This window comes from Moraxella sp. TY6 (assembly GCF_048551375.1).
Classification (GTDB): Bacteria; Pseudomonadota; Gammaproteobacteria; order Pseudomonadales; family Moraxellaceae; genus Faucicola.
In genome coordinates, this window is sequence record NZ_JBLYZJ010000003.1 from 18,972 (window position 1) to 41,391 (window position 22,420).

Sequence of the window (22,420 nt, forward strand, 5' to 3'; positions counted from 1 at the left end):
AAAAAAGGAGTTTTTATGTCAGCCCTATCCGCAGGTCGCAAGTTCCGTAACGCAATCGAATCTGAAAAAGCCCAAGGTCGTCCCCTTCAAATCGTTGGTACGATTAACGCCTACACCGCTATGATGGCAACCCAAGTTGGTCATAAAGCCTTGTACCTATCAGGTGCTGGCGTAGCAAATGCCTCATTCGGTCTGCCTGACCTTGGTATGACAAGCCTAAACGATGTATTGACCGATGCCACTCGTATCACCAATGCCGTTGACACGCCGTTATTGGTGGATATCGATACGGGTTGGGGTGGTGCGTTCAATATCGCTCAAACCATCAAACAAATGGAAAAAGCAGGCGTGGCAGCTGTGCATATCGAAGACCAAGTTGCCCAAAAACGCTGTGGTCACCGCCCAAACAAAGAAATCGTTTCAACCGCTGAAATGGTTGACCGTATCAAAGCTGCATTAGATGCCAAAGTAAATCCAGACTTCGTGGTGATGGCTCGTACCGATGCCTTGTCAGTTGAAGGCTTAGACGCTGCGGTTGAACGTGCGGTCGCATTCCAAGAAGCAGGTGCAGATATGATTTTTGCTGAAGCATTGACCGATATCGCTATGTATCGTAAATTCACCGATGTGCTAGATATTCCTGTCCTTGCCAACATGACTGAATTTGGTCAAACTGACCTTTACACCACCAAAGAATTGTTTGATGTGGGCGTGGATATGGTACTTTATCCATTATCAGCCTTCCGTGCGATGAACAAAGCGGCGTTGAGCGTGTATCAAAACTTGTTAAATGATGGCGTGCAAACTGCATCAGTACCAAATATGCAAACTCGCAATGAGTTGTATGAGTTCTTGAACTATCATTCTTACGAAAATAAATTGGATGAATTGTTCAAAAGTAAAAAATAATTTTTAATGTCGTTTATTGAGGTATTGCAATTAGGGATTTTCGCCTTTGCATCTGTGCTACACGGCATTACAGGCATGGCATTTCCCATGATTGGCACGGTGGCATTATCAATGGTAATGCCACTCCAAAAAGCCGTCGCTGTCCTTGCAATCCCCACGTTAATCATTAATTTATTGACGTTTTTTAAACGTGATGATGAACAACAATCAGTTCAGTATAAAAGCGATTTAAAAAAAACATTTTTTCGAGAAACCTATTCCCAAGAGATTGGGCGTTATTTACAGCAGTATTGGCTGTTGGTTGTTACCAGTTTGATTGGTAGTGTGTTGGGTGTTAAATTACTACTAATTTTACCTGTCGCCTACTTATACCTTAGTATTTCACTGGTGACATTGTATTATGCAATACATGGTTGGTTAAGTTTAATTGGGAAAGTAAAGCATTTTACTGTTCCTAACACCCAGTTAAGCATGGCAATTTTTGGTTTATTTAGCGGAATTGTTGGTGGCTCAACCAATGCCATGTCACCAATTTTATTGATTTACTTGTTTAGTTATACGCAAAATCGCAATGAAATCAGTAAAATAAGTAATTTATGTTATGCAATGGGCAAGTTGGTTCAAATTTATTTTTTATGGCAACAATTTACCCAATTTAGCCAACGAGATATTATTTCCCTCATTATTATCACTTTAATATCCATTCTATTTTTATTTGTTGGAATTAAAGTTAGGGGGAAAATTAGTCAAGTGGTTTTTAAACAACTAATTTATGTGGTTTTGTTAATTTTAGCGGTTAAAATCGGTTATTCAGGTATAAAGGCTTGGTGATTTTTGAAAATTCTTTGATAATACAATATTAAAAATTGAATCTTATCATTAAGTAAAAGGTAACATAGTCAACATGAATTCAAATGTAAAATCACGCTTAATAGCTTTTATCACGCTTCCGATTGTATTGGGTGCAAGCCTATCCTTGACCGCTTGTAATCAATCCAATACAAAAACCGAGCAGAAAGCCAGTGCCAGTCAAACCAGTTCGACTGCCAGTGCCACACCGACTACCCTAGCTTTGACAGTCGATAAAGATGGTAATGCCCACTTACAACCTGCCTCTACGGTCACAGCACCTAAAACGCCTATCAGTGACGTTAAACTCACCGACCCATTGACCCAGTTAGTCGCAACCACCATGAACAATGGTTTTTTATTGGCAGTCAATCAACACGCCAAATTATCAGCAACCCAAAAACAATGTTTGATGGATTTTGACAATCAGCAAGCGGTTACCCTTGCCCAAAAAATGCTGTCGTTTAACCTAACACAAACCGAAGTTAGCGAAGCCAATACCTTTTATGCCCTACCAGTCGGACAAAAAATCATCAAATTTAACCAAAAATACCTCGATGATTTAAAGCATAGCCACAGTAAAGCAGGCAATCTCGATGTAACCGATGATGAAAAATTGCAAATTTCTGCCTTTATTGACACCGCCACAGGACGAAAAATCCAACAATTAGCGTCAGGTCAATTACAAAGTGCGTTTGCCCCTGTTGAGCAACAGCAATTACAAAAATGCCAAGTCAGTGTCGAACAATTTAATGCACCGATAAATCCACCTGCGAATGACCCAAAAAGTGCGTCAGCCCCAACACCATCAGCAACCGTAAAAACCGAGGCAAAAGCAGTTTTACCAAATGCCTCACAACCTAAACCCTAACTTTTTTTCACAGCCAAAAAGGAATTGAACATGGCAAAATCAAAAGCAACCCCAGCCGAAACGACCGCAGAAACCACTGCACCTGTTACCCCGAAACCGAAGAAATCGGTTGCTCTATCAGGCGTACCTGCTGGTAACACTGCCCTATGTACCGTAGGACGTACAGGTAACGACTTAAGCTATCGTGGCTATGATATCTTGGATTTGGCAAAAGATAGCGAATTTGAAGAAGTCGCTCACTTGCTGATTCATGGACATTTGCCAAACCGTCATGAGTTGGACGCTTACAAGAAAAAGCTAAAAACCATGCGTAACCTACCTGTCAATGTCCTTGCCGTGTTAGAGGCCCTACCTGCTCACGCTCATCCAATGGATGTCATGCGTACAGGCGTATCGGCGTTGGGCTGTACCTTGCCAGAGCGTGAAAGCCAACCAACCTCTGAAGCTCGTGACATTGCTGATAAATTGATTGCATCATTGGGTTCAATGCTACTTTACTGGTATCACTACAGCCACAATGGCAAAGTCATCAGCCTAGATAGCGACCAAGACAGCGTTGGCGGTCATTTCCTAGAGCTATTACACGGTGAAGCCCCAAGCGAATCACATATCAAAGCCATGCACATCTCACTCATTCTATACGCAGAGCATGAGTTCAATGCCTCAACCTTTACCAGCCGTGTTATCACAGGTACTGGCTCGGATATGTACTCAGCGGTGAGCGGTGCAATCGGTGCGTTAAAAGGCCCTAAACATGGCGGTGCAAACGAAGTCGCTTATGATATCCAAAAACGCTATCGCAATGCAGACGATGCTGAAAAAGATATCTTAGAACGCCTTGAGAAAAAAGAAGTCATCATCGGCTTTGGTCATCCAGTTTATACCATTAGCGACCCACGCAATAAAGTCATCAAAGAAGTTGCTCGTAACTTGTCAAAAGAAACTGGCGATATGACCTTGTTTGATGTGGCAGAGCGTTTGGAATCTGTGATGTGGGATAACAAGAAAATGTTCCCAAATCTTGACTGGTTCTCAGCGGTTAGCTATCACAAAATGGGCGTGCCAACGGCAATGTTTACCCCATTATTCGTAATCGCTCGCACGGCTGGTTGGTCAGCTCACGTTCTTGAGCAACGTGCGGATGGTAAAATCATTCGTCCATCAGCGAACTACACTGGTCCAGACGACCAAAAATTTGTAGCGTTGGATAAACGTAAGTAATTGATTGTCTGTTTCAATAAGGGCAAATTCTTGTTAATTTGTCCTTATCAATTTTTTAATATATTTATACAAAGATTTATTTCAATTGAAATTAAACAATGTACTTGAAGCAATAAATATTGCAAAAAAATATCCAAATGGTGGGATTTATATCGGCTGATAACATGAACCGTAAGGTGCGTCTTACGCACCATTTAGAGCCAATATTTTAAAAAGGTGCGTATGATGTGCCTTATAATCGCAAGGAAGCTAAAATTTTTTGTCAAACTATATTCGCAATTTTGATGGTCATATTTATGCTTTCACCCTCCTTGCGTTTGAACGGCGAAAGATTTTTTGTCAGTCTGATTTTCTGATAGCTCTTAAACAAAGCATTATTGAAGTTCGTCAAACCTACCCTTTCACAATTATTGCTTGGGTACAAATGCCAGACCATTTACATTGCATTTTACAATTTGAGCAAAAAGACAATGATTTTAGCCGAATTTGGGGCATGATAAAGCGTAAAACCACGCAATCCTGTCCACAATATCATTTGCCATTTGATGAATTAAGTTATTCAAAAACATTAAGGAATGAAAAAGGCATTTGGCATAGACGATTTTATGAGCATTTAATTCGTGATGACAATGATTTCACCAATCATCTTAATTATATTCATTTCAACCCTGTTAAACATGGATTAGTGAAAAATGTGCTAGATTGGCAATATTCTTCTTTTCACCGTTATGTAAAAATGGGGTTTTATCCAACTGATTGGGGAATGGATAATGTGATACAGATTTTTGGTGAGTGAACCATAATCAATTATAAAGTGCGTCTTATGCACCATTTAGGCGTAATTAGCTTTTTAATTGTAGGTGCGTCTTACGCACCACATAAATACCATCAGCTTTTAATAGGTGCGTAATAATAGGTGCGTAAGACGCACCTTACCTACATACCTTTAACCAGTTACACTTTCAAGCAACACAGCAAAAGGAACTTAGCCATGAGCCAAAGCAACAATCAGTACCGCAAATCCCTCCCCAATTCCAACGTGGAATATTTCGACACTCGCCAAGCCGTCAACGACATCACTCCAGATGCCTACGACAAACTTCCGTACACCTCTCGCATTCTTGCCGAACAGCTTGTGCGTAAAGTCACTGATTCAGCCGAATTGACCGATGCGTTAAAACAGCTGATTAATCGTGAGCGTACCCTAGACTTCCCTTGGTATCCTGCCCGTGTCGTTTGTCATGATATCTTGGGTCAGACTGCCCTTGTCGATTTGGCGGGCTTGCGTGATGCCATCGCTGAACAAGGCGGTGACCCATCAAAAGTAAACCCAGTGGTACAGACACAGTTGATTGTTGACCACTCACTAGCTGTAGAGTATGGTGGCTATGACCCAGACGCATTTGAGAAAAACCGTGCCATTGAAGACCGCCGTAACGAAGACCGTTTCCACTTTATCAACTGGACAAAAACCGCCTTTGAAAACGTGGATGTGATTCCTGCGGGCAACGGTATCATGCACCAAATTAACCTTGAGAAAATGTCGCCAGTCGTCCAAGTACAGCAAGGCGTGGCGTTCCCAGATACTTGCGTGGGTACGGACAGCCACACGCCACACGTGGATGCGTTGGGCGTGATTTCGGTCGGTGTTGGTGGACTAGAAGCCGAAACCGTAATGCTAGGTCACCCATCAATGATGCGATTACCAGACATCGTGGGCGTACATTTGACAGGCAAACGCCAAGCGGGCATTACAGCGACCGATATCGTGTTGGCATTGACGGAGTTCTTGCGTAAAGAGCGTGTTGTGGGTGCGTATGTTGAGTTCTTCGGTGAAGGTGCGGACAGCCTATCTATCGGCGACCGTGCGACCATCGCCAACATGACCCCAGAATATGGGGCGACCGCAGGTCTATTCTACATCGACCAACAAACCATCGATTACCTACGTTTGACAGGGCGTGACGAAGACCAAATTAAACTGGTTGAAAACTATGCCAAAACCACAGGTCTATGGTCTGATAGCCTTGTGAATGCTGAATATGAGCGTGTGCTTGAGTTTGATTTGTCAAAAGTCACTCGCAATATGGCAGGTCCGTCAAACCCTCATGCTCGTGTTGCAACCGCTGATTTGGCTGCCAAAGGCATTGCAGGTGTGGTAGAAAATCGTGATGACGGCTTAATGCCAGACGGTGCGGTGATTATCGCTGCCATTACCTCTTGTACCAATACGTCAAACCCTCGCAACGTGGTAGCGGCTGCGTTATTGGCGAAAAAAGCCAATGAGCTAGGCTTAACTCGTAAACCTTGGGTGAAATCATCTTTTGCCCCTGGTTCAAAAGTCGCTGAACTTTACCTAAAAGACGCTAACCTATTGCCAGAATTGGAAAAATTGGGCTTTGGTATCGTGGCGTTCGCTTGTACCACTTGTAACGGTATGTCAGGGGCGTTAGACCCAGCGATTCAGCAAGAAATCATCGACCGTGACCTTTACGCTACTGCGGTATTGTCTGGTAACCGTAACTTTGACGGACGTATCCATCCGTATGCCAAACAAGCATTTTTGGCAAGCCCCCCGCTAGTGGTGGCGTATGCGATTGCAGGCACAATTCGTTTTGACATCGAAAAAGACGTATTGGGCGTAGTTGACGGCAAAGAAATCCGCCTTGCTGACATTTTCCCAAGCGATGAAGAAATTGATGCGATTGTTGCCAAACACGTTAAGCCAGAACAGTTCCGTGAAATCTATATTCCGATGTTCAACCTTGACCGTAGCCAAAAAGCCGACAGCCCACTGTACGACTGGCGACCACAATCGACTTATATCCGCCGTCCGCCATACTGGGAAGGGGCATTGGCTGCACCTCGCACCTTGACCCATATGCGTCCGTTGGCGATTTTGCCTGACAATATCACCACTGACCACTTGTCGCCATCGAATGCGATTTTGCTTGACTCGGCAGCAGGGGAATATTTGGCGAAAATGGGCTTGCCAGAAGAAGACTTCAATAGCTATGCCACCCACCGTGGTGACCACTTAACCGCCCAACGTGCGACTTTTGCCAATCCGAAATTGTTTAACGAAATGGTGAAAAACTCTGACGGCACGACCACACAAGGTTCGCTTGCTCGTGTTGAGCCAGAGGGCAAAGTGATGCGTATGTGGGAGGCGATTGAAACCTACATGAACCGTCAACAACCGCTTATCATCATCGCAGGTGCGGATTATGGTCAAGGCTCTAGCCGTGACTGGGCTGCCAAAGGCGTGCGTCTAGCAGGGGTTGAGGCGATTGTGGCTGAGGGCTTTGAGCGTATTCACCGTACCAATTTGATTGGTATGGGGGTGTTGCCACTTGAGTTTAAAGCTGGGGTGAATCGCCATACGTTGAAGCTTGATGGTACGGAAACTTATAGCGTGATTGGTAATCTTGCCCCTCGTGGCGATATGATTTTGGTCGTTGAGCGTGCAGGACATGATGGTCACGATGGTGAATTGGTTGAAGTGCCTGTGACTTGTCGTCTTGATACCCAAGCGGAAGTGGATACTTATAACGCTGGGGGCGTGTTGCAAAAATTCGCTCAAGATTTCTTGAAAGGGGAAGTATAAGCTGAAAGGTGAAGTGTAGGAATTTTTTCTGTATAATAGCAAAGCCAAATCTCCTGAGATTTGGCTTTTTCTTCATGTAAAGTTTTTGTAATATTAAGATTGAGACCAATCTATGCTAAAAAATCTTATAGAAAAATACACTGCTGACAGAGAGTATTACCTGACAAGCAAGTATAATGAAACATTGCTTCGTAGTGATTTTTTAGACCCATTTTTTGAGTTGCTTGGTTGGGACATTAAAAATAACGCAGGTAAACCGACTAATGAACGAGAAGTAATTTTAGAAGAAGCATTAAAAGAAAACGCTTCTGAACATTGTAAAAAACCTGATTACACTTTCCGACTTTTCTCTGAAAGAAAATTCTTTTTGGAAGCAAAGAAACCTTGTGTTTCCATTGAGTCAAACAATGACACAGCAAAGCAAGTCAGACGATATGGTTTTACAGGTAAACTAAAAATTTCTGTTATTTCGAACTTCGAATATTTAATCATTTATGATACTTCCGTGAAAGTTGAGAAAGACGACACCTATACAAAAGCTCTTGTAAAAAAATACCATTACACTGAATATGAAAGTAAATTTGAAGAAATTAAACAGCTATTAGGCAAAGAATCAGTGTATTCAGGAGCTTTTGAAACAGAATGGAAAGAAATTGAAAGCAAAATAAATCATTATTCGATTGATAATTTATTTCTCAATCAAATCAATGAGTGGAGAAAATCACTTGGCGTAGAGATTTACAAATACGACCCAAATATTGATGAACAACAACTAAATGACATTGTTCAGAGTTATCTGAATAGGGTTTTATTTCTGCGTGTTTGTGAGGATAGAAACTTAGAAGACTATCAAACGCTTCTAAAATTTGCCACCACGAACGATTTCAAAGCACTTATAAAGAAATTTGAGATAGCCGACAAACGCTACAATTCAGGGCTTTTTGAACAATTTTTAAAAGACCAAATTGTAGAGAATATCAGTTCGGTATTTTGGGTGATAATTAAACAATTATATTATCCTGAAAGCCCTTATTCATTCAGTGTTTTTTCTTCTGATGTGTTAGGAAGCATTTATGAAATTTTCCTGTCAGAAAAATTAACTGTTCAAAACGGTTCTGTTATCTTGGTAAAAAAACCTGAGAACATTGACCGTGACATTATCAGCACACCAACATTCATTATCAATGATATCCTAAGAAATACCGTTTTGAAAAAGTGTGAAGGAAAAACCGATGCAGAAATTCTTCAACTGAAACTGGCTGATATCTCTTGTGGCTCAGGTGCATTTTTATTGGAGTTATTTCAGTTACTTAATGATATTTTGATTGACTACTATTTGAAAAACGATAAATCAAAACTCATTCAAACCAATATCAATACTTACAAATTACCGTTTGAAATAAAACGACAGCTTTTATTAAATTGCATTTACGGAATTGACAAAGATTATAATGCAGTTGAAGCATCAAAATTTGGTTTGCTTTTAAAACTACTGGAAAACGAAGATACTAATTCAACTAACAAAATAAAACCAGTTTTACCAGACCTTTCAAATAATATCTTTTTTGGAAATAGTTTGTTAAGTCCTGAAAAAGTAACTAATAAGAAAGACCAGATAACTGTCAATCCATTTGATTTTTCGGAGCTTCGCTTTGATGTCATTGTAGGTAATCCACCTTATATGAAATCAGAGGATATGAAAAATATTACGCCAATTGAATTACCACTCTACAAAACCAATTATGTTTCTGCTTACAAGCAGTTTGACAAATATTTCCTATTTCTTGAACAGGGTATTAATTTGTTGGCTGATGATGGCATTTTAGGCTATATCGTTCCAAGCAAGTTTACCAAAGTCGGTGCGGGTAAAAAACTGCGTGAATTGCTTGCTAATAAAGAACATCTCCACTCCATTGTATCTTTTGGAGCAAATCAGGTTTTTGCAGATAAAACTACTTATACCTGTTTGCTAATTTTAACCAAAAAGCCCCAAAAGACCTTCAACTATGCCGAAGTTAAAAATCTAAAAAGTTGGAAAGTAAGAGAACCTGAATCAGTAAAATTTGCTTCAAAGAATACAAGTGAATTAGATGAAGAGGTATGGGTTCTAGTACCGCCCGAACTGTCAAATGTTTATAATAAAATTATTGCTCAAAGTATCAACCTTGGCGATTTGGTTGAAAATGATAATATTTTCAATGGTATTCAGACCAGTGCAAATGATGTTTACATTTTCAAACCCACCAAAGAGGATAATAAATATTTCTATTTTACGAAAAAAGGCGTTGATTACAAAATTGAAAAAGAAATAACGAAACCCTATTTTCAAACTTCATCAGGTGAGGATAATTTATACACTTACCGAACATTCAAACCAAATGCAAGGGTTATTTACCCTTACGAGCCTACCAAGACAGGTGTAGATATCATTCCCTTAGCAACAATTCAAAAGCAATTTCCTTTAGCCTATGACTATTTGCAAAATCATAAAGCCGTTTTAAATAATTCAAAACGTGATATAAAACCAGAGCCAAAAACAAAAAATGAATGGCACAGATATGGCAGACATCAAAGTTTGGATAGTTGTAGACTGCCTTCAAAAATTATTGTTGGTGTACTTTCCGTTGGTGATAAATACGCAATAGATTTTTATGGAACTTTGATTTCATCAGGTGGCACAGCGGGTTATTGTGTGGTTGCAATTCCAACAACCTCCGACTATTCCATTTACTACATTCAAGCCATTCTCAACTCAAAATATTTGGAATGGTTTAGTGCTTTGTATGGTGAAGTTTTTAGAGGTGGCTATATAGCAAGAGGAACAAAAGTTTTAAAAAATCTACCAATCAGACAAATTGATTTTTCAAATACTGAACAAAAAGCACTTCATGACAAAATCGTCACAACACAAAAAGAATTAATCAGCATTTATGACCAAATCGATGCACATTCAGGAAATAACAGAGCTTTAACGCCATTACAAAGACAATTTGAAAGAGAAAAAGCCAAGTTAGAATTACTATTAGCTGAACTTTACAATTTAGGTAGTGAAGATTCATTAATCCCATTAATCGAAGAATTGTATGAAGCTAATTAAAAACGCAACACCTGAGAAACTGAGAGGTGGATTTTATACGCCTGAGCCAATTGCTACATTTATTTTAAAATGGGGTATCAATGGGAGTTCTGATTATGAAATCTTAGAACCTAGTTGTGGCGATGGGGTTTTTCTTGAACAACTCAAAGAGAACAGTCATAAATTCAAATCAGTAACAGCTATTGAATTTGATGCCGTTGAAGCAGAAAAAGCTACTAAAATTACGCTCAATAATAAGACTGTAATTAATACCGATTTTCATTTGTATTGCAATCAAACCACAGAAAAATTTGATTTAGTCGTTGGTAATCCGCCTTATATTCGTTACCAATATTTTCAAGAAGAACAACAAAATGAAGCTATTCAGGTTTTTCATCGAGCAAAGCTTAAATATTCAAAACTCACCAATGCTTGGGTTTCTTTTGTGGTCGGTTCAAGCTTATTACTCAAAGAAAAAGGAAAGATTGGTTTTGTAATCCCTGCGGAATTGTTGCAAGTCTCGTATGCTCAACAGCTTCGTGAGTTTTTAGCTCATTTTTACAATAAAATTAACATCATTTCTTTTGAGAAATTGGTGTTTCCTGATATTCAGCAAGAAGTCGTTCTATTGCTTTGTGAGAAAAATGGAAGTGATTCACATTTGATTGAACATCTTGAATTAAAGGATGCTTCAGACCTTATAAAGTTAGATATAAACTTACTCAAAAGCCCTCAAAAAAAGATTGATTTCAAATCCAATAAATGGACTTATTATTTTTTGGAACAAGCAGAAATTGATTTTTTAGAACAAGTTGCAAGAAATCGGAATATTCCGACAATTGGCGATTATGCTAATGTTGAGGTTGGTATTACCACAGGGGCGAATGATTATTTCACTGTTCCTTTATCCACAGTAGAAGCATATGACCTAAAAGAATACGCAAAGCCAATGGTTGGTAGAAGTGTTCAGGTTAATAGTGTAATTTTCACAGAAGAAGATTGGAAGCTAAACAGCCAAACCAAAGCAAAAGCCCATTTATTGGTTTTTCCAGCCAAAGAAAAAATTAATGGACACAAAGGCGTTCAGTCATACATTGATATGGGCGAATCATTGGGCGTAAACAAGGGCTATAAAACAGGTATTCGAGATGAATGGTTTGTCATCCCCTCGGTTAAGCTTTCTGAAGCCTTGTTTATTCGCAGAAATAATCTTTACCCTCGTTTAATTTTAAATGAAGCGAACGCTTATACAACCGATACAATGCACCGTGTGTTTATAAAAAGTGACACCAATAAAAACGCTTTTATAGCAAGTTTTTACAATTCATTGTCTTTGGCTTTTTCTGAAATAGTTGGTCGTAGTTATGGCGGCGGTGTTTTGGAGTTAATGCCAAGTGAAGCAGGAAAAATACTGCTTCCATATCAAGCTAAAAATGCTGATTTACTTGCCACAATTGACAGAATGATGCGAGAGAAAAAAAGCATTGATGAAATTTTGGCAATTACTAATAAGCAAATCCTAAAAAAAGGTTACGGCTTAACTGATTTGGAAATAAAAATCGCAGACAATATTTGGAAAAAATTATCAAACAGAAGATTAAATAGGAAAAAATAGTGTTTTGCATTGTTTGGATACGGCTGGGTGACCTTTCGGATACCCAATAAGATATAATTTATTCACTTAATTGGGATGGTTACCTCTTTATTATGCCTGTCAAAATTTCATGATAAGCAGTTGGGTCGAGTTTGATTTTTTACTTTCATCAAGTCAAAATAGTGCTAAAATAAGACCAAAATTACATCCAAAAGGCAAAACCATGCAACCACTTTTTGCTCGACACTCCGCCAGTATTTCCGAACTCAAACGCAACCCTACAGCGTTGATTGAACAAGCGATGGGTGAACCAATCGTGATTTTAAATCACAATACGCCATCTGCTTATCTTGTGCCGAGCGAAACCTATGAGCGAATGATGGACTTACTAGATGATATGGCACTTGGGCGAATATTGGAACAGCGATTGAATGATGGACAGCAACCCATTCGTGTGACCTTGGATGAACTCTAATGGCTTATGTTCTTGATTTTCACCCAAATGCCTTAAAAGAATGGCGAAAAATTGCCCCAAATATTCAAGAGCAATTTAAAAAGAAACTTGCCGAACGATTAGAAAATCCACATATTCCCTCAGCCAAACTGTCAGGACATAAAAACACCTACAAAATTAAACTTAAATCAGTTGGTTATCGCCTTGTTTACCAAGTCATTGACGAAGTATTGGTGGTGTATGTTATCGCAGTCAGCAAGCGAGAAAATGATGATGTTTATGATAGTTTAGACTTACGAGAAATCGATGTTGAGTTGATAACATCTCAACATCAAGAGAATCAAACCTAACATTCAATATTTTTCAAAATACTAACCATAAGTGTTTGTTTATCATAAGGATTTAACTTTACAAAATCGCTTCCTGCATTTGCCGTTTCAATACACAGCATTTTTTCAAAATCATTGGGTAAAAACTGGTCAAGCGTTTTACTTTTTTCCACCCACGGATTCCAAATTATTATGCTTAGGCTATTTTTTGATGTTAATAGGACTTACGCATTTCCAAATCGTAGGTTGGGTAGAGCTTGCGATACCCAACAATTTGAATGGTTTATGTTGGGTGTCATTCTTCCACCCAACCTACAAATGGCATTTTTGCGTAAGTCCTAGTTAAAAAAATAGCCAGTTTTTCAACCAGCTATTTTAACATTCACCATCAATGATTACGCATCGTATGGGTCACGCAATATGATGGTTTCAGCACGGTCAGGACCAGTCGAAATAATATCAATCGGACACTCAATCAATGCTTCAATACGTTTAATGTACGCTTTGGCATTGTCAGGTAACTTATCATACTCAGTCACACCAACGGTGCTAGATTTCCACCCTGCCAAGGTTTCATACACAGGGGTGACATTTTCATAAAACTCAGCGTCATTCGCCCCACACACTTCACCATTTGGCAACTGATAGCCAGTACAGATGTTGATTTCTTCTAGATCATCAAGTACGTCAAGTTTGGTCAAACAAATCCCAGATAGTGAGTTGAGTACCACCGCACGGCGTAAAATCGCTGCGTCAAACCAACCACAACGTCTAGCACGACCTGTACTTGCCCCAATTTCTTGACCAACTTTGCCGATATGTTCACCCACTTCATCAAACAATTCTGTTGGGAAAGGCCCTGCCCCCACACGAGTGGTATAGGCTTTGGTGATACCCAAGACATAGTCAAAATACAAAGGCCCTAAGCCAGTACCCGTACACACACCACCTGCCGTGGTGTTTGAGCTAGTGACAAACGGATAAGTACCGTGGTCAACGTCCAATAACGTACCTTGAGCCCCTTCAAACATCAAGTTTTTGCCTTGTTTACGCAAGTCATCAAGCTCGCCTGTGACATCGGCTACCATGTCTTTTAGGGCATCACGCCATTGTTTTGCCAATGCCATAGTCGCCTCAAAATCTACCGCTTCTACGCCATAATATTGGGTCAAAGCGAAGTTATGGTATTCAAGGTTGGCTTGTAGTTTTTCGCCAAAGTTATCACGCAATAAATCACCAAAACGCAACGCACGGCGAGCAACTTTGTCTTCATACGCAGGCCCGATACCACGCCCTGTTGTACCGATTTTGTTGTTACCACGTTTGATTTCACGGGCTTGGTCAAGGGCAATATGCTGAGGCATGATAAGCGGACAGTTTGGCGAGATACGCAGACGCTCACGCACTGGCACGCCAGCTTCTTCAAGGTATTGCATTTCTGTTAGCAAGGCTTCTGGCGACAGTACCACGCCATTACCAATGTAGCAAGTCACACCTTCACGCAAAATGCCCGATGGAATCAAGTGTAGCACGGTTTTTTTGCCACCGACCACAAGGGTGTGACCTGCATTGTGTCCGCCTTGGTAGCGAGCCACAGCACTGGCTTTTTCGGTGAGTAGGTCAACGATTTTGCCTTTACCCTCATCGCCCCATTGGCTACCCAATACGACAACGTTTTTTCCCAATTGATTAGCAGTCATAATATCACCTTACTTTGCTTGTTTGCTGAGTTCTTGCTTGGTATTTGTTGAGTTTTACAGTGGTACTTGTACCCACTGCCCTTGTTGTAGGGTCAGTTGATGGGTCAGATGTTTGGGTTTATCCTGTGCTGACAGGGCGATAACCACGGCCTGCCCTTCTTGACGAAAGGTGTTAATGGTTTGGGTTAAGCTGTCATGCTCTGGATGTTGTGGGTCTGCCAACACGCTTTGCACCGTATCAAATGGTACAAGGGTCAAGGTTTTGACAGGCACAGGGATATAGTTTTGCCAACGGTTAAGCTCACAACTAAAACCCACTGCTGAACGAGCGTGGTAGTCATCACCAACATTAGCTTGTTGGTGTTGGTTGCTAAAACGTCCACCACGAATAATCGGCAATGGTTCGTTTGCGACATACACATTAAACACCATGCCTGTATGGTAATGATAGCCCAGCCCAGTCACATCAACGCTCACATTGGCATGCCATTGGGTGCGTAAATGGCTGACCAATTGGGTCAAATCCTGTAACGCTTGGGCAATTTGAGGGTTTTGTTTGGCATTATCAGATAATTGCTGTTGTAATTTTGCCAAATCATTGCCTGCTTCGCCCAATACATAAAAATCTTGGGCAAACGCACAATCACTTGCCATTTGCGTGGTCAACGTTTTGAGTTCTGGCAAGGCTTTATTGGTATATAAATCAATCAGTTGTTGTTGTAAACTAACAGGCAATTCTGCCAACTCACACAAGGTATTAAAAATCGCCACATGACCGATGTCAATATGACTACGTTCCACCAAATCGGTGCTATCAAGCAAGGTAAATAACACATCCAACAGCTCAATGTCACTGTTAATGCTATCCGCCCCAAAAATCTCTGCCCCAAGCTGTAACGGCGTACGAGAGCCAAACAACCCTTTTGGCAAGGTATAAATCACATGACCTGCATAGCAATAGCGAGCGATTTGGTTTGGCTCACTGACATGGGCATCAATCCGAGCGATTTGTGGTGTGATATCAGCACGTACGCCCATCAATCGCCCTGTGAGTTGGTCGATGATTTTGAAGGTTTGGCGTTTGACATCTTCTGACGCATAACCCAACAAACTTTCGGTATATTCAATCATGGGCGGGCTAATCAGCTCATAGCCATGACTCATCAAAATGCGAGTCAAACGGTAGCGTAAAGCTTCTTGTTTGACAGCTTCAGGCGACATAAGGTCGGTAATACCGTCTGGCAATAACCAGTTATTTTGAGCAGTTGCAAAGCTGATGGGGCTGGGGGAAATGGACACAATAAATCCTAACAATTAACATAGCATGGTCATGTGAATAAGGTGAAGTACCCAATTCTATCTCATTATTTCTATGGTAGAAGTATTAAGAAAGTTTGGTCAAAAATTCTGTGGCAGAATTTTGTAAAAATTCTCAGAGAGAATACAGGCACTTTTCCTTTTTATTGTAACATAGCTTCGCCGAACTTGGGCAATTTTTTGTGCTATAATCGGCGATTGATGGGTGTCGATTAATATTCATTGTTAATTAGATTTATCATTAATTGGAATGCTTATGAAATTATTTGTGTCAACCACATCACCTTACTCTCGTTTGTTAATGATAGCTTGTCATTTGCACAACATTGATTTGCCATTGGTTTTTGTTATGCCGTGGGATAATCCAGTCGAACTATTAACTGCAAATCCATTTTCTCAAGTTCCTGCTTTATTGACCGATGATGGCACATTAATCACCGAAACCAGTGTGATTTTAGCCTATTTATTACCACAAATTTTTAGCGACCCAAAAACTGCTTCATTAAGTAGTTTAAGTTTTGGCATTATTAGCCAAGCGGTTAGAGCCTTTGCCACCCAACGTTTTCAACCTAAAAATAGCTTACCGCACCCATTTATTGAGCGTTCCTCGCAACTCCTGCGTGATATGTTGCCCAATGCCCCACAGCTAGACGCTGAAAGTATGGATTTACCGCAAATTTTTTATGGTGTGGCGTTGGTTTATGTCAAAATGCGTTTGCCAGACCTTTATAAACAAGCAGTCAGTGATAATAATCAGCAAGCAGTCAATGTCTTTTTGCAACGTGATTTTATGCAAAAAACGGATAGTCAACAATTAGAATTACACCCAAAATCAACCTTACAAATTTTAGGACTTACGCATTTTCATAATGTGTAGGTTGGGTTGAGCATGCGAAACCCAACATTATCAACCAATGCTATCAATGAACTATGTTGGGTTTCATAATTCGACCCAACCTACGAATGACATTTTCTTGGATAAATTAACCATGTCAAGCCACCACCCTAATCCCCACATCAACCAATATAACGTGCTTGGCACTGCCTTGGCGAGTTGTTGCTTCGCCCCACTCACAGGCTTTTATCGCAATGGCTTTTGTCACACAGGCGAGCAAGACCTCGGTTTACATACCGTGTGTGCCAAAATGACCCGTGAATTTTTGGAATTTTCTTTGGCAAAAGGTAACGACTTGGTGACACCGCTTCCAGAATTGGGGTTTATGGGGCTACAGCCCAATGACTTTTGGTGCGTGTGTGCATTGCGTTGGATTGAGGCATTGGATGCAGGGGTAGCCCCACCGCTAAAACTCGAAGCCTGCCATGAAAGTTTGTTAGAATTGGTGGACTTAGCAACACTCAAACATTTTGCTATTTAACAAAGACGCTAGACCCCTGTATTCACAGGGGTGACGAACCATCTAACAGCTACCGTCATTCCTGCGAATGCAGGAATCCAGTGTCTTATGAGTAATTTCTAATCTAGCTATAACTATTTTTTTTGACAAACCTTAGCAATCCCTTTATTGTCGCTTGGATAATTTGTTACAATAGCATTTTAGCCATGAGCAGGAGGTCTTTGCTATGACACCACCCCACCACCATTCTGACCAACTGCCTAAAAAACCCACCTCGTTACCGCCCCATACTGACCAGCCGTCAATCGAAAACGACTCACCAAATTCTGCACATTCGCCTAATGACCCCATTGATGAAGTGGTTCAGAGCAATGCTGATATTGTATTTGACGAATACACCGATGCGGACGTAGAGGAAGATGAGCTAGACCTACATGGTGAGGACAGCTATATCTATGGTGAAGACTATGTCGATGAAGACAGTGTCGAAACCAATACCATCGTTGATAACGCCACGCCTGCCTATAACCCAGAAGCCGAGTTAAGCGAAGAAAAATTTTCTGGTAAAAATGAAATCGCCAATTGCTTTGCCTACTCACGTAAAACAGGCGAACGCATTGGCGAAATCGAACTGGATGATGTCCGCCGTGAATTGACCAATAACAACGTATTTGTATGGGTAGGTCTACATGACCCCAGTGCCGAAACCATCCGAGAAGTGCAAGAAGCCTTTGACCTGCACGAACTTGCCATCGAGGATGCCTTTGCCGAACACCAACGAGCCAAGGTCGAAAGCTACGGCAATGACAGCGTGTTCGTGGTCGTGCGAACCGCCAAACTCACCGACAACACCATTCGCTATGGCACGACAGCGATTTTTATGGGCAAACAATACATCATCACCATTCGCCAAGGGGCATCACATAGCTATCAAAGTGTGCGAGAATTTTGCCATCGCCGTCCAGAAAAATTGCGTCTAGGTCCTATCTTTGTGCTTCACGCCATTTTGGACTTTATTGTGGATAACTACTTGCCGATTACCGAAAAACTCGGTCGCTATTTGCGTGAACAAGAACGTGAGATTTTTTCGGACGATTTTGACAAACAAACCCTACGCAATCTGTACGAACTCAAATCACAATTGGTACATATGCGAGCGGTGATTTTGCCTGTACAAGATATTTGTAATTTCTTTATCAATCATAAAAAAACCGACATCATGCCGAGTTTTCCTACCCAAGCCAAGCCGTATTTTCGTGACGTGAATGACCATTTATTGCGTGCATTGGATGCGGTCAATGGTCTAAATGAGATGCTAAGTGTGGCGATGGATACGTATATGGCAGTGGCAACGATGGGGCAGAATGATGTGGTACGCAAGTTGGCAGCGTGGGCAGGTATTTTGGCTGTACCGACTGCGATGGCAGGGATTTATGGGATGAATTTTGAGAATATGCCAGAGCTGACATGGCGATATGGGTATTTTATGCTATTGGCGACTATTTTAGTGATTTGTTCAACGTTGTATTACCGCTTTAGAAAAGCAGGGTGGCTATAGATATAATTGGTAATGTAAAAGTGGTAAGTTTTATAAAATAAAAATGTAAGGTGCGTCATACGCACCCTTGATAAAGCTTATTCTATTTACTTACCCAATCAAGCCAACTGATTGGCGAATTATACCAACTCATTGAGCGTATTCACCGCACCAATGCCAACGCAACACTGGCAAATGGTAAAACTCTGCTCAAAACAGCTTACCTGTTAAACTCGCTCACAAAGCGACCTTAGACCTGTACTTTTCACTACCAGATATTGACTGTATGTTCACCTTATTTATGAGGCTAATGCCAAACTCATCTCTTGTCGCATAGTCTGCTCAACAACTTCTAACGTTGAATTAACAGATTTTCTGTCCTTTGCTTGTTCAGTTGGCTCTAAGCCGTTGAGTAAATCCAACAACTCAATGATATGTTCACGCAAGGCTTGAATCTCACTAAACGTCCATTTTTTTGACAAATGACTAATCGGATAAATAACACAAGGATGACCTTGATAATGCACAGTATTAAACGCATTACGAGTCAAACATTCGTTTGTTGCCTTCTCAAAATATTTGGTGACTTCACTATTTTGGGTAATAATCACTTTAGGGGCGATGGTCTGCACCAACCAATCAAACACTTCCGTACGGCGAAACTCATGGGTTAGTTGGCTTTTTTTATGGCTGATGGTGCTATATAAATAAGTTTCTAAGACAGGATATTCCACCAATTCATCAATCAAATTTTGTTGCACAATATGATTGCGACTCCACTTCGACTCGCCTTGTTGATAACCTGCCAAATCATAATACTCAACAAAACGTTCACGGTCAAAGCCAATATCATCTTGCCAAATCTCATGGTCAAAAATATCCAAGCCCACATTACGTGAGGGATTAAAACCGACCGTCATAATTTGACATGCTAAAGGTGAACCTGTACAAACAAAGGGGCGAGCATAATATTCAGAAAGACCAATTTCTTCGATTTTGGCAAGTAACTGTTGGCGAAATTGGGCAAGGGAGTGACGCATAATACGATCCTTGTAAATGGTCTGATATCTAAAATGGGTATTTAGTAAAAATAATAAAGCTCTCAGCTTAACCATGTGTATCCATTTTCACAGAAGTTAAGGTGACAACTGGCAACAATATATTAATCAAATTAACTGTAAATTGCTAGCAGTGTTGGACGCATTTTTTGTCAGCCAAAGCTTACAATGAATAAACACCACACAATAAAAAACCCCAAGATTAACTTGAGGCTTTTTACTACTAATTTTAATAATTAGTATTTTTGTTTTTCTGGAATAGCGGCACTGGCTTGGATGTCTACTGTGTGATTGGCTGAGTTAGCAACGTTAGTAGCACCTTCGGCAACTTTATTTGCACCATTAGCAACTGCAGTGGCTGTCGCTTCAGTGGCTTTGTTAGCACCATTGGCTACGGCTTCAGCAGTGTTGATGGCAGCACCAGTTGCTACAGCAGCACCGACTTGAGCAGCACTGGCAACGGCTTGACCTGCGTTTGCAGTGGCACTGGCTGTCGCATCAACGGCACTAGCAGTTGCGTTGACAGCACTTGCAGCGGCATTGTGAACATCTTGAGCGGCAGCACTGGCAGCAGCTTCTGGTTGACCGTTGGCAGCAGCTTCTTCAGTTTTTTTGCTACAAGCAGTGATTGACAAAGTAGCGACTAACGCTGTTAAAAGTAAATTACGCTTTAACATAATATTTCCTTTAGATAAGCAATATGAAAGTACATATATGTCAAGTATTCTAAGCCAAGTTAGGTATCAATACAATTGGTGGTAAAATTGACGCTACAATTTTTAACGCAATCTTACATTTCCTAGGAAACCGTCAATGCTTTCACTGCAGGCAAGGTTTTTCCTTCAACAAATTCAAGGAATGCCCCACCGCCTGTTGAGGTGTAGCTAACTTTATCAGCAACATCATATTTATCAATGGCAGCCAAAGTATCGCCACCGCCTGCGATGCTAAATCCTGTACTGTCAGCGACTGCTTGTGAGATGATTTTTGTACCTTCCCCAAATTTATCATCTTCAAACACACCCACAGGTCCATTCCATAAGATGGTTTTGGCATTACCGATGGCGATTGCCATGTCTTTGGCAGATTCTGGAGCGATGTCCAAAATCATGTCTTCATCACTCAAGGCTTCAACTGATTTGATTTGAGCATCCGCAGTGGCAAGTGAGCCAAAAAATTCCTCAAAGTTCACTTGCGATGTTGGAGCGACCACGACTTGTTTTGGCAATAACACGGTGGTTTGACTCATAATCTGTTTGGCAGTATCCAGCATGTCTTTTTCGTACAATGACCCACCGACATTCACGCCAGTCGCTGCCAAGAAGGTATTGGCAATACCACCACCAACGATGATTTGGTCACAGATTTTGGCAAGTGAGGTCAATACGTCCAATTTGGTCGAAACTTTCGAGCCACCAACAATCGCCAACATGGGTTTTTCAGGATTGTGCAAAGCTTTTGCCAATGCGTCCAATTCCCCTGCCAATAAAGGCCCTGCACAGGCTTGTTTAGCCTTACCAATCACGCCCTCAGTCGAGGCTTCAGCACGGTGGGCTGTACCAAATGCGTCCATCACAAATACATCACATAGGTCAGCATATTGTTGAGATAAGGTTGGACAGTTTTTCTTTTCACCTGCATTGAAGCGGACATTTTCAAGTAATACCACTTGCCCTGCTTCCACTTTTACGCCATTTTCAAGATAATCGGTAACCAATGTCACAGGCTGACCCAAGGCTTGAGTTAAATAATCCGCCACAGGAGCAAGTGAGTATTTGGCTTCTGGATTAGCAGGGTCTGGGCGACCTAGATGCGAACACACAATCACGCCTGCCCCTTTTTGCAATGCCAATTGAATGGTGGGCAAACTTGCCTTTAGACGAGCATCATTGGCGACTTTACCGTCCTTGATAGGCACATTCAAATCTTCACGGATTAATACAGTTTTGCCAGTAACGTCCAAATCTTGTAAACGAGTAAATTGCATAATCAACCTCAAATGAAATAATTGACAGATGGAAATAAAACAATCATAAACGGTTTATTTTATCATAGTTTAGCAAGCAAGTTAGAAAATTGCAGGGTAAGTGCCGTGAATTTGTTGTTTTTAGCAGTAAAAACCATTTTAGGGTTGCTAAATGCCGATATTTGGCTAATAATGATGATAAACCCTATGGGTTAAACCATGATAGAATTTGTGTCACTTAAAGGAGAAAGCCATGATTGATATCAAGCAAGCCGAACAAAAATTGTTGGCACTCAAAGCCGAATATCAAGAGCGTATTGAAAAAATTGAGCATCATTTTAAACACCCAGAGCAAGATATGACCCAAGACTGGGACGACCAAGCGGTGGTTGCCGAACAAAATGAAATGCGTAAAAGTTTGCTAGTTGAAGCCCAACATAGTTTGGAGTTGGTCAATGCAGCCTTACGCCGTATCGAAAATGGTACGTATGGCATTGATATCGAAACAGGCGAAGAAATCGACCCAAAACGCCTTGAAATCATTCCTTATGCCACGACAAATGTTAAGAGATAAAAT

The 22,420-nt window shown here is 40.9% G+C and carries 19 protein-coding genes; 14 read left to right on the forward strand and 5 right to left on the reverse strand.

The annotated features are described in order from the left end of the window. The first annotated feature begins 15 nt into the window (after positions 1–15). The 10 genes from prpB to ACK1U4_RS03265 all read left to right on the forward strand — a co-directional run bounded on the left by prpB (position 16) and on the right by ACK1U4_RS03265 (position 12,931). A complete protein-coding gene (gene prpB / locus ACK1U4_RS03220) occupies positions 16–909 on the forward strand; it encodes a methylisocitrate lyase (RefSeq protein ID WP_419399932.1) in 894 nt (297 codons plus the stop codon). 75 nt (positions 910–984) lie between these two features. Further along, positions 985–1,740 (forward strand): TSUP family transporter, encoded by a 756-nt coding sequence (locus ACK1U4_RS03225; RefSeq protein ID WP_419399933.1) that lies wholly within the window; start codon positions 985–987, stop codon positions 1,738–1,740. Positions 1,741–1,813: 73 nt separating this feature from the next. Then, a complete protein-coding gene (locus ACK1U4_RS03230) occupies positions 1,814–2,629 on the forward strand; it encodes a hypothetical protein (protein ID WP_419399934.1) in 816 nt (271 codons plus the stop codon). Positions 2,630–2,659: 30 nt separating this feature from the next. Further along, positions 2,660–3,850, forward strand: a complete 1,191-nt coding sequence (gene prpC / locus ACK1U4_RS03235) for a bifunctional 2-methylcitrate synthase/citrate synthase (protein ID WP_419399935.1) — start codon at positions 2,660–2,662, stop codon at positions 3,848–3,850. A 259-nt stretch (positions 3,851–4,109) separates the two neighbouring features. Next, a complete protein-coding gene (locus ACK1U4_RS03240) occupies positions 4,110–4,646 on the forward strand; it encodes an REP-associated tyrosine transposase (protein WP_419399936.1) in 537 nt (178 codons plus the stop codon). Between the two features lie 195 nt (positions 4,647–4,841). Continuing rightward, entirely contained in the window at positions 4,842–7,457 is a 2,616-nt protein-coding gene (gene acnD / locus ACK1U4_RS03245) for a Fe/S-dependent 2-methylisocitrate dehydratase AcnD (protein ID WP_419399937.1), read from the forward strand. 112 nt (positions 7,458–7,569) lie between these two features. Next, on the forward strand, positions 7,570–10,554 hold the full coding sequence (locus ACK1U4_RS03250; protein WP_419399938.1) for an Eco57I restriction-modification methylase domain-containing protein: 2,985 nt from the start codon (positions 7,570–7,572) through the stop codon (positions 10,552–10,554). Beyond that, positions 10,541–12,148: an Eco57I restriction-modification methylase domain-containing protein gene (locus tag ACK1U4_RS03255; protein ID WP_419399939.1), complete on the forward strand. Its 1,608-nt coding sequence runs from the start codon at positions 10,541–10,543 to the stop codon at positions 12,146–12,148. Before ACK1U4_RS03250 ends, ACK1U4_RS03255 begins: the two co-directional genes overlap by 14 nt. A 202-nt stretch (positions 12,149–12,350) precedes the next feature. Beyond that, positions 12,351–12,602, forward strand: a complete 252-nt coding sequence (locus ACK1U4_RS03260; RefSeq protein ID WP_419399940.1) for a type II toxin-antitoxin system Phd/YefM family antitoxin — start codon at positions 12,351–12,353, stop codon at positions 12,600–12,602. Next, entirely contained in the window at positions 12,602–12,931 is a 330-nt protein-coding gene (locus tag ACK1U4_RS03265; protein ID WP_419399941.1) for a type II toxin-antitoxin system RelE family toxin, read from the forward strand. The genes ACK1U4_RS03260 and ACK1U4_RS03265 overlap by 1 nt, the downstream gene beginning before the upstream one ends. Before the next feature lie 374 nt (positions 12,932–13,305). On the opposite strand, the gene ACK1U4_RS03270 is transcribed toward ACK1U4_RS03265, so the two are convergent. Both ACK1U4_RS03270 and ACK1U4_RS03275 read right to left on the reverse strand, forming a co-directional pair. Beyond that, complete coding sequence (locus ACK1U4_RS03270; RefSeq protein ID WP_419400069.1) at positions 13,306–14,595, reverse strand: adenylosuccinate synthase; 1,290 nt, start codon at positions 14,593–14,595, stop codon at positions 13,306–13,308. A 69-nt stretch (positions 14,596–14,664) separates the two neighbouring features. Next, positions 14,665–15,909: an ATP phosphoribosyltransferase regulatory subunit gene (locus ACK1U4_RS03275; RefSeq protein ID WP_419399942.1), complete on the reverse strand. Its 1,245-nt coding sequence runs from the start codon at positions 15,907–15,909 to the stop codon at positions 14,665–14,667. Positions 15,910–16,183: 274 nt separating this feature from the next. Here ACK1U4_RS03275 and ACK1U4_RS03280 point away from each other — a divergent pair, with 274 nt between their 5' ends. The 3 genes from ACK1U4_RS03280 (at position 16,184) to corA (ending at position 18,840) form a co-directional block, all read left to right on the forward strand. Beyond that, a complete protein-coding gene (locus ACK1U4_RS03280) occupies positions 16,184–16,804 on the forward strand; it encodes a glutathione S-transferase N-terminal domain-containing protein (RefSeq protein ID WP_419399943.1) in 621 nt (206 codons plus the stop codon). 112 nt (positions 16,805–16,916) lie between these two features. Continuing rightward, positions 16,917–17,303 carry a DUF2237 family protein gene (locus tag ACK1U4_RS03285; RefSeq protein WP_419399944.1) on the forward strand — a complete coding sequence of 129 codons (387 nt, stop codon included), beginning with the start codon at positions 16,917–16,919 and terminating at the stop codon, positions 17,301–17,303. 205 nt (positions 17,304–17,508) lie between these two features. Next, entirely contained in the window at positions 17,509–18,840 is a 1,332-nt protein-coding gene (gene corA / locus ACK1U4_RS03290; RefSeq protein WP_419399945.1) for a magnesium/cobalt transporter CorA, read from the forward strand. A 278-nt stretch (positions 18,841–19,118) separates the two neighbouring features. Here corA and ACK1U4_RS03295 read toward each other — a convergent pair whose 3' ends face one another. From ACK1U4_RS03295 to ACK1U4_RS03305, 3 genes are all read right to left on the reverse strand, one after another. Then, positions 19,119–19,859: a hypothetical protein gene (locus ACK1U4_RS03295; protein ID WP_419399946.1), complete on the reverse strand. Its 741-nt coding sequence runs from the start codon at positions 19,857–19,859 to the stop codon at positions 19,119–19,121. A 254-nt stretch (positions 19,860–20,113) separates the two neighbouring features. After that, a complete protein-coding gene (locus ACK1U4_RS03300) occupies positions 20,114–20,554 on the reverse strand; it encodes a hypothetical protein (protein ID WP_419399947.1) in 441 nt (146 codons plus the stop codon). A gap of 122 nt (positions 20,555–20,676) precedes the next feature. Then, a complete protein-coding gene (locus ACK1U4_RS03305; RefSeq protein ID WP_419399948.1) occupies positions 20,677–21,864 on the reverse strand; it encodes a phosphoglycerate kinase in 1,188 nt (395 codons plus the stop codon). Between the two features lie 232 nt (positions 21,865–22,096). Here ACK1U4_RS03305 and ACK1U4_RS03310 point away from each other — a divergent pair, with 232 nt between their 5' ends. Then, positions 22,097–22,417 carry a TraR/DksA family transcriptional regulator gene (locus tag ACK1U4_RS03310; protein ID WP_419399949.1) on the forward strand — a complete coding sequence of 107 codons (321 nt, stop codon included), beginning with the start codon at positions 22,097–22,099 and terminating at the stop codon, positions 22,415–22,417. The last annotated feature ends 3 nt before the right edge of the window (positions 22,418–22,420 follow it).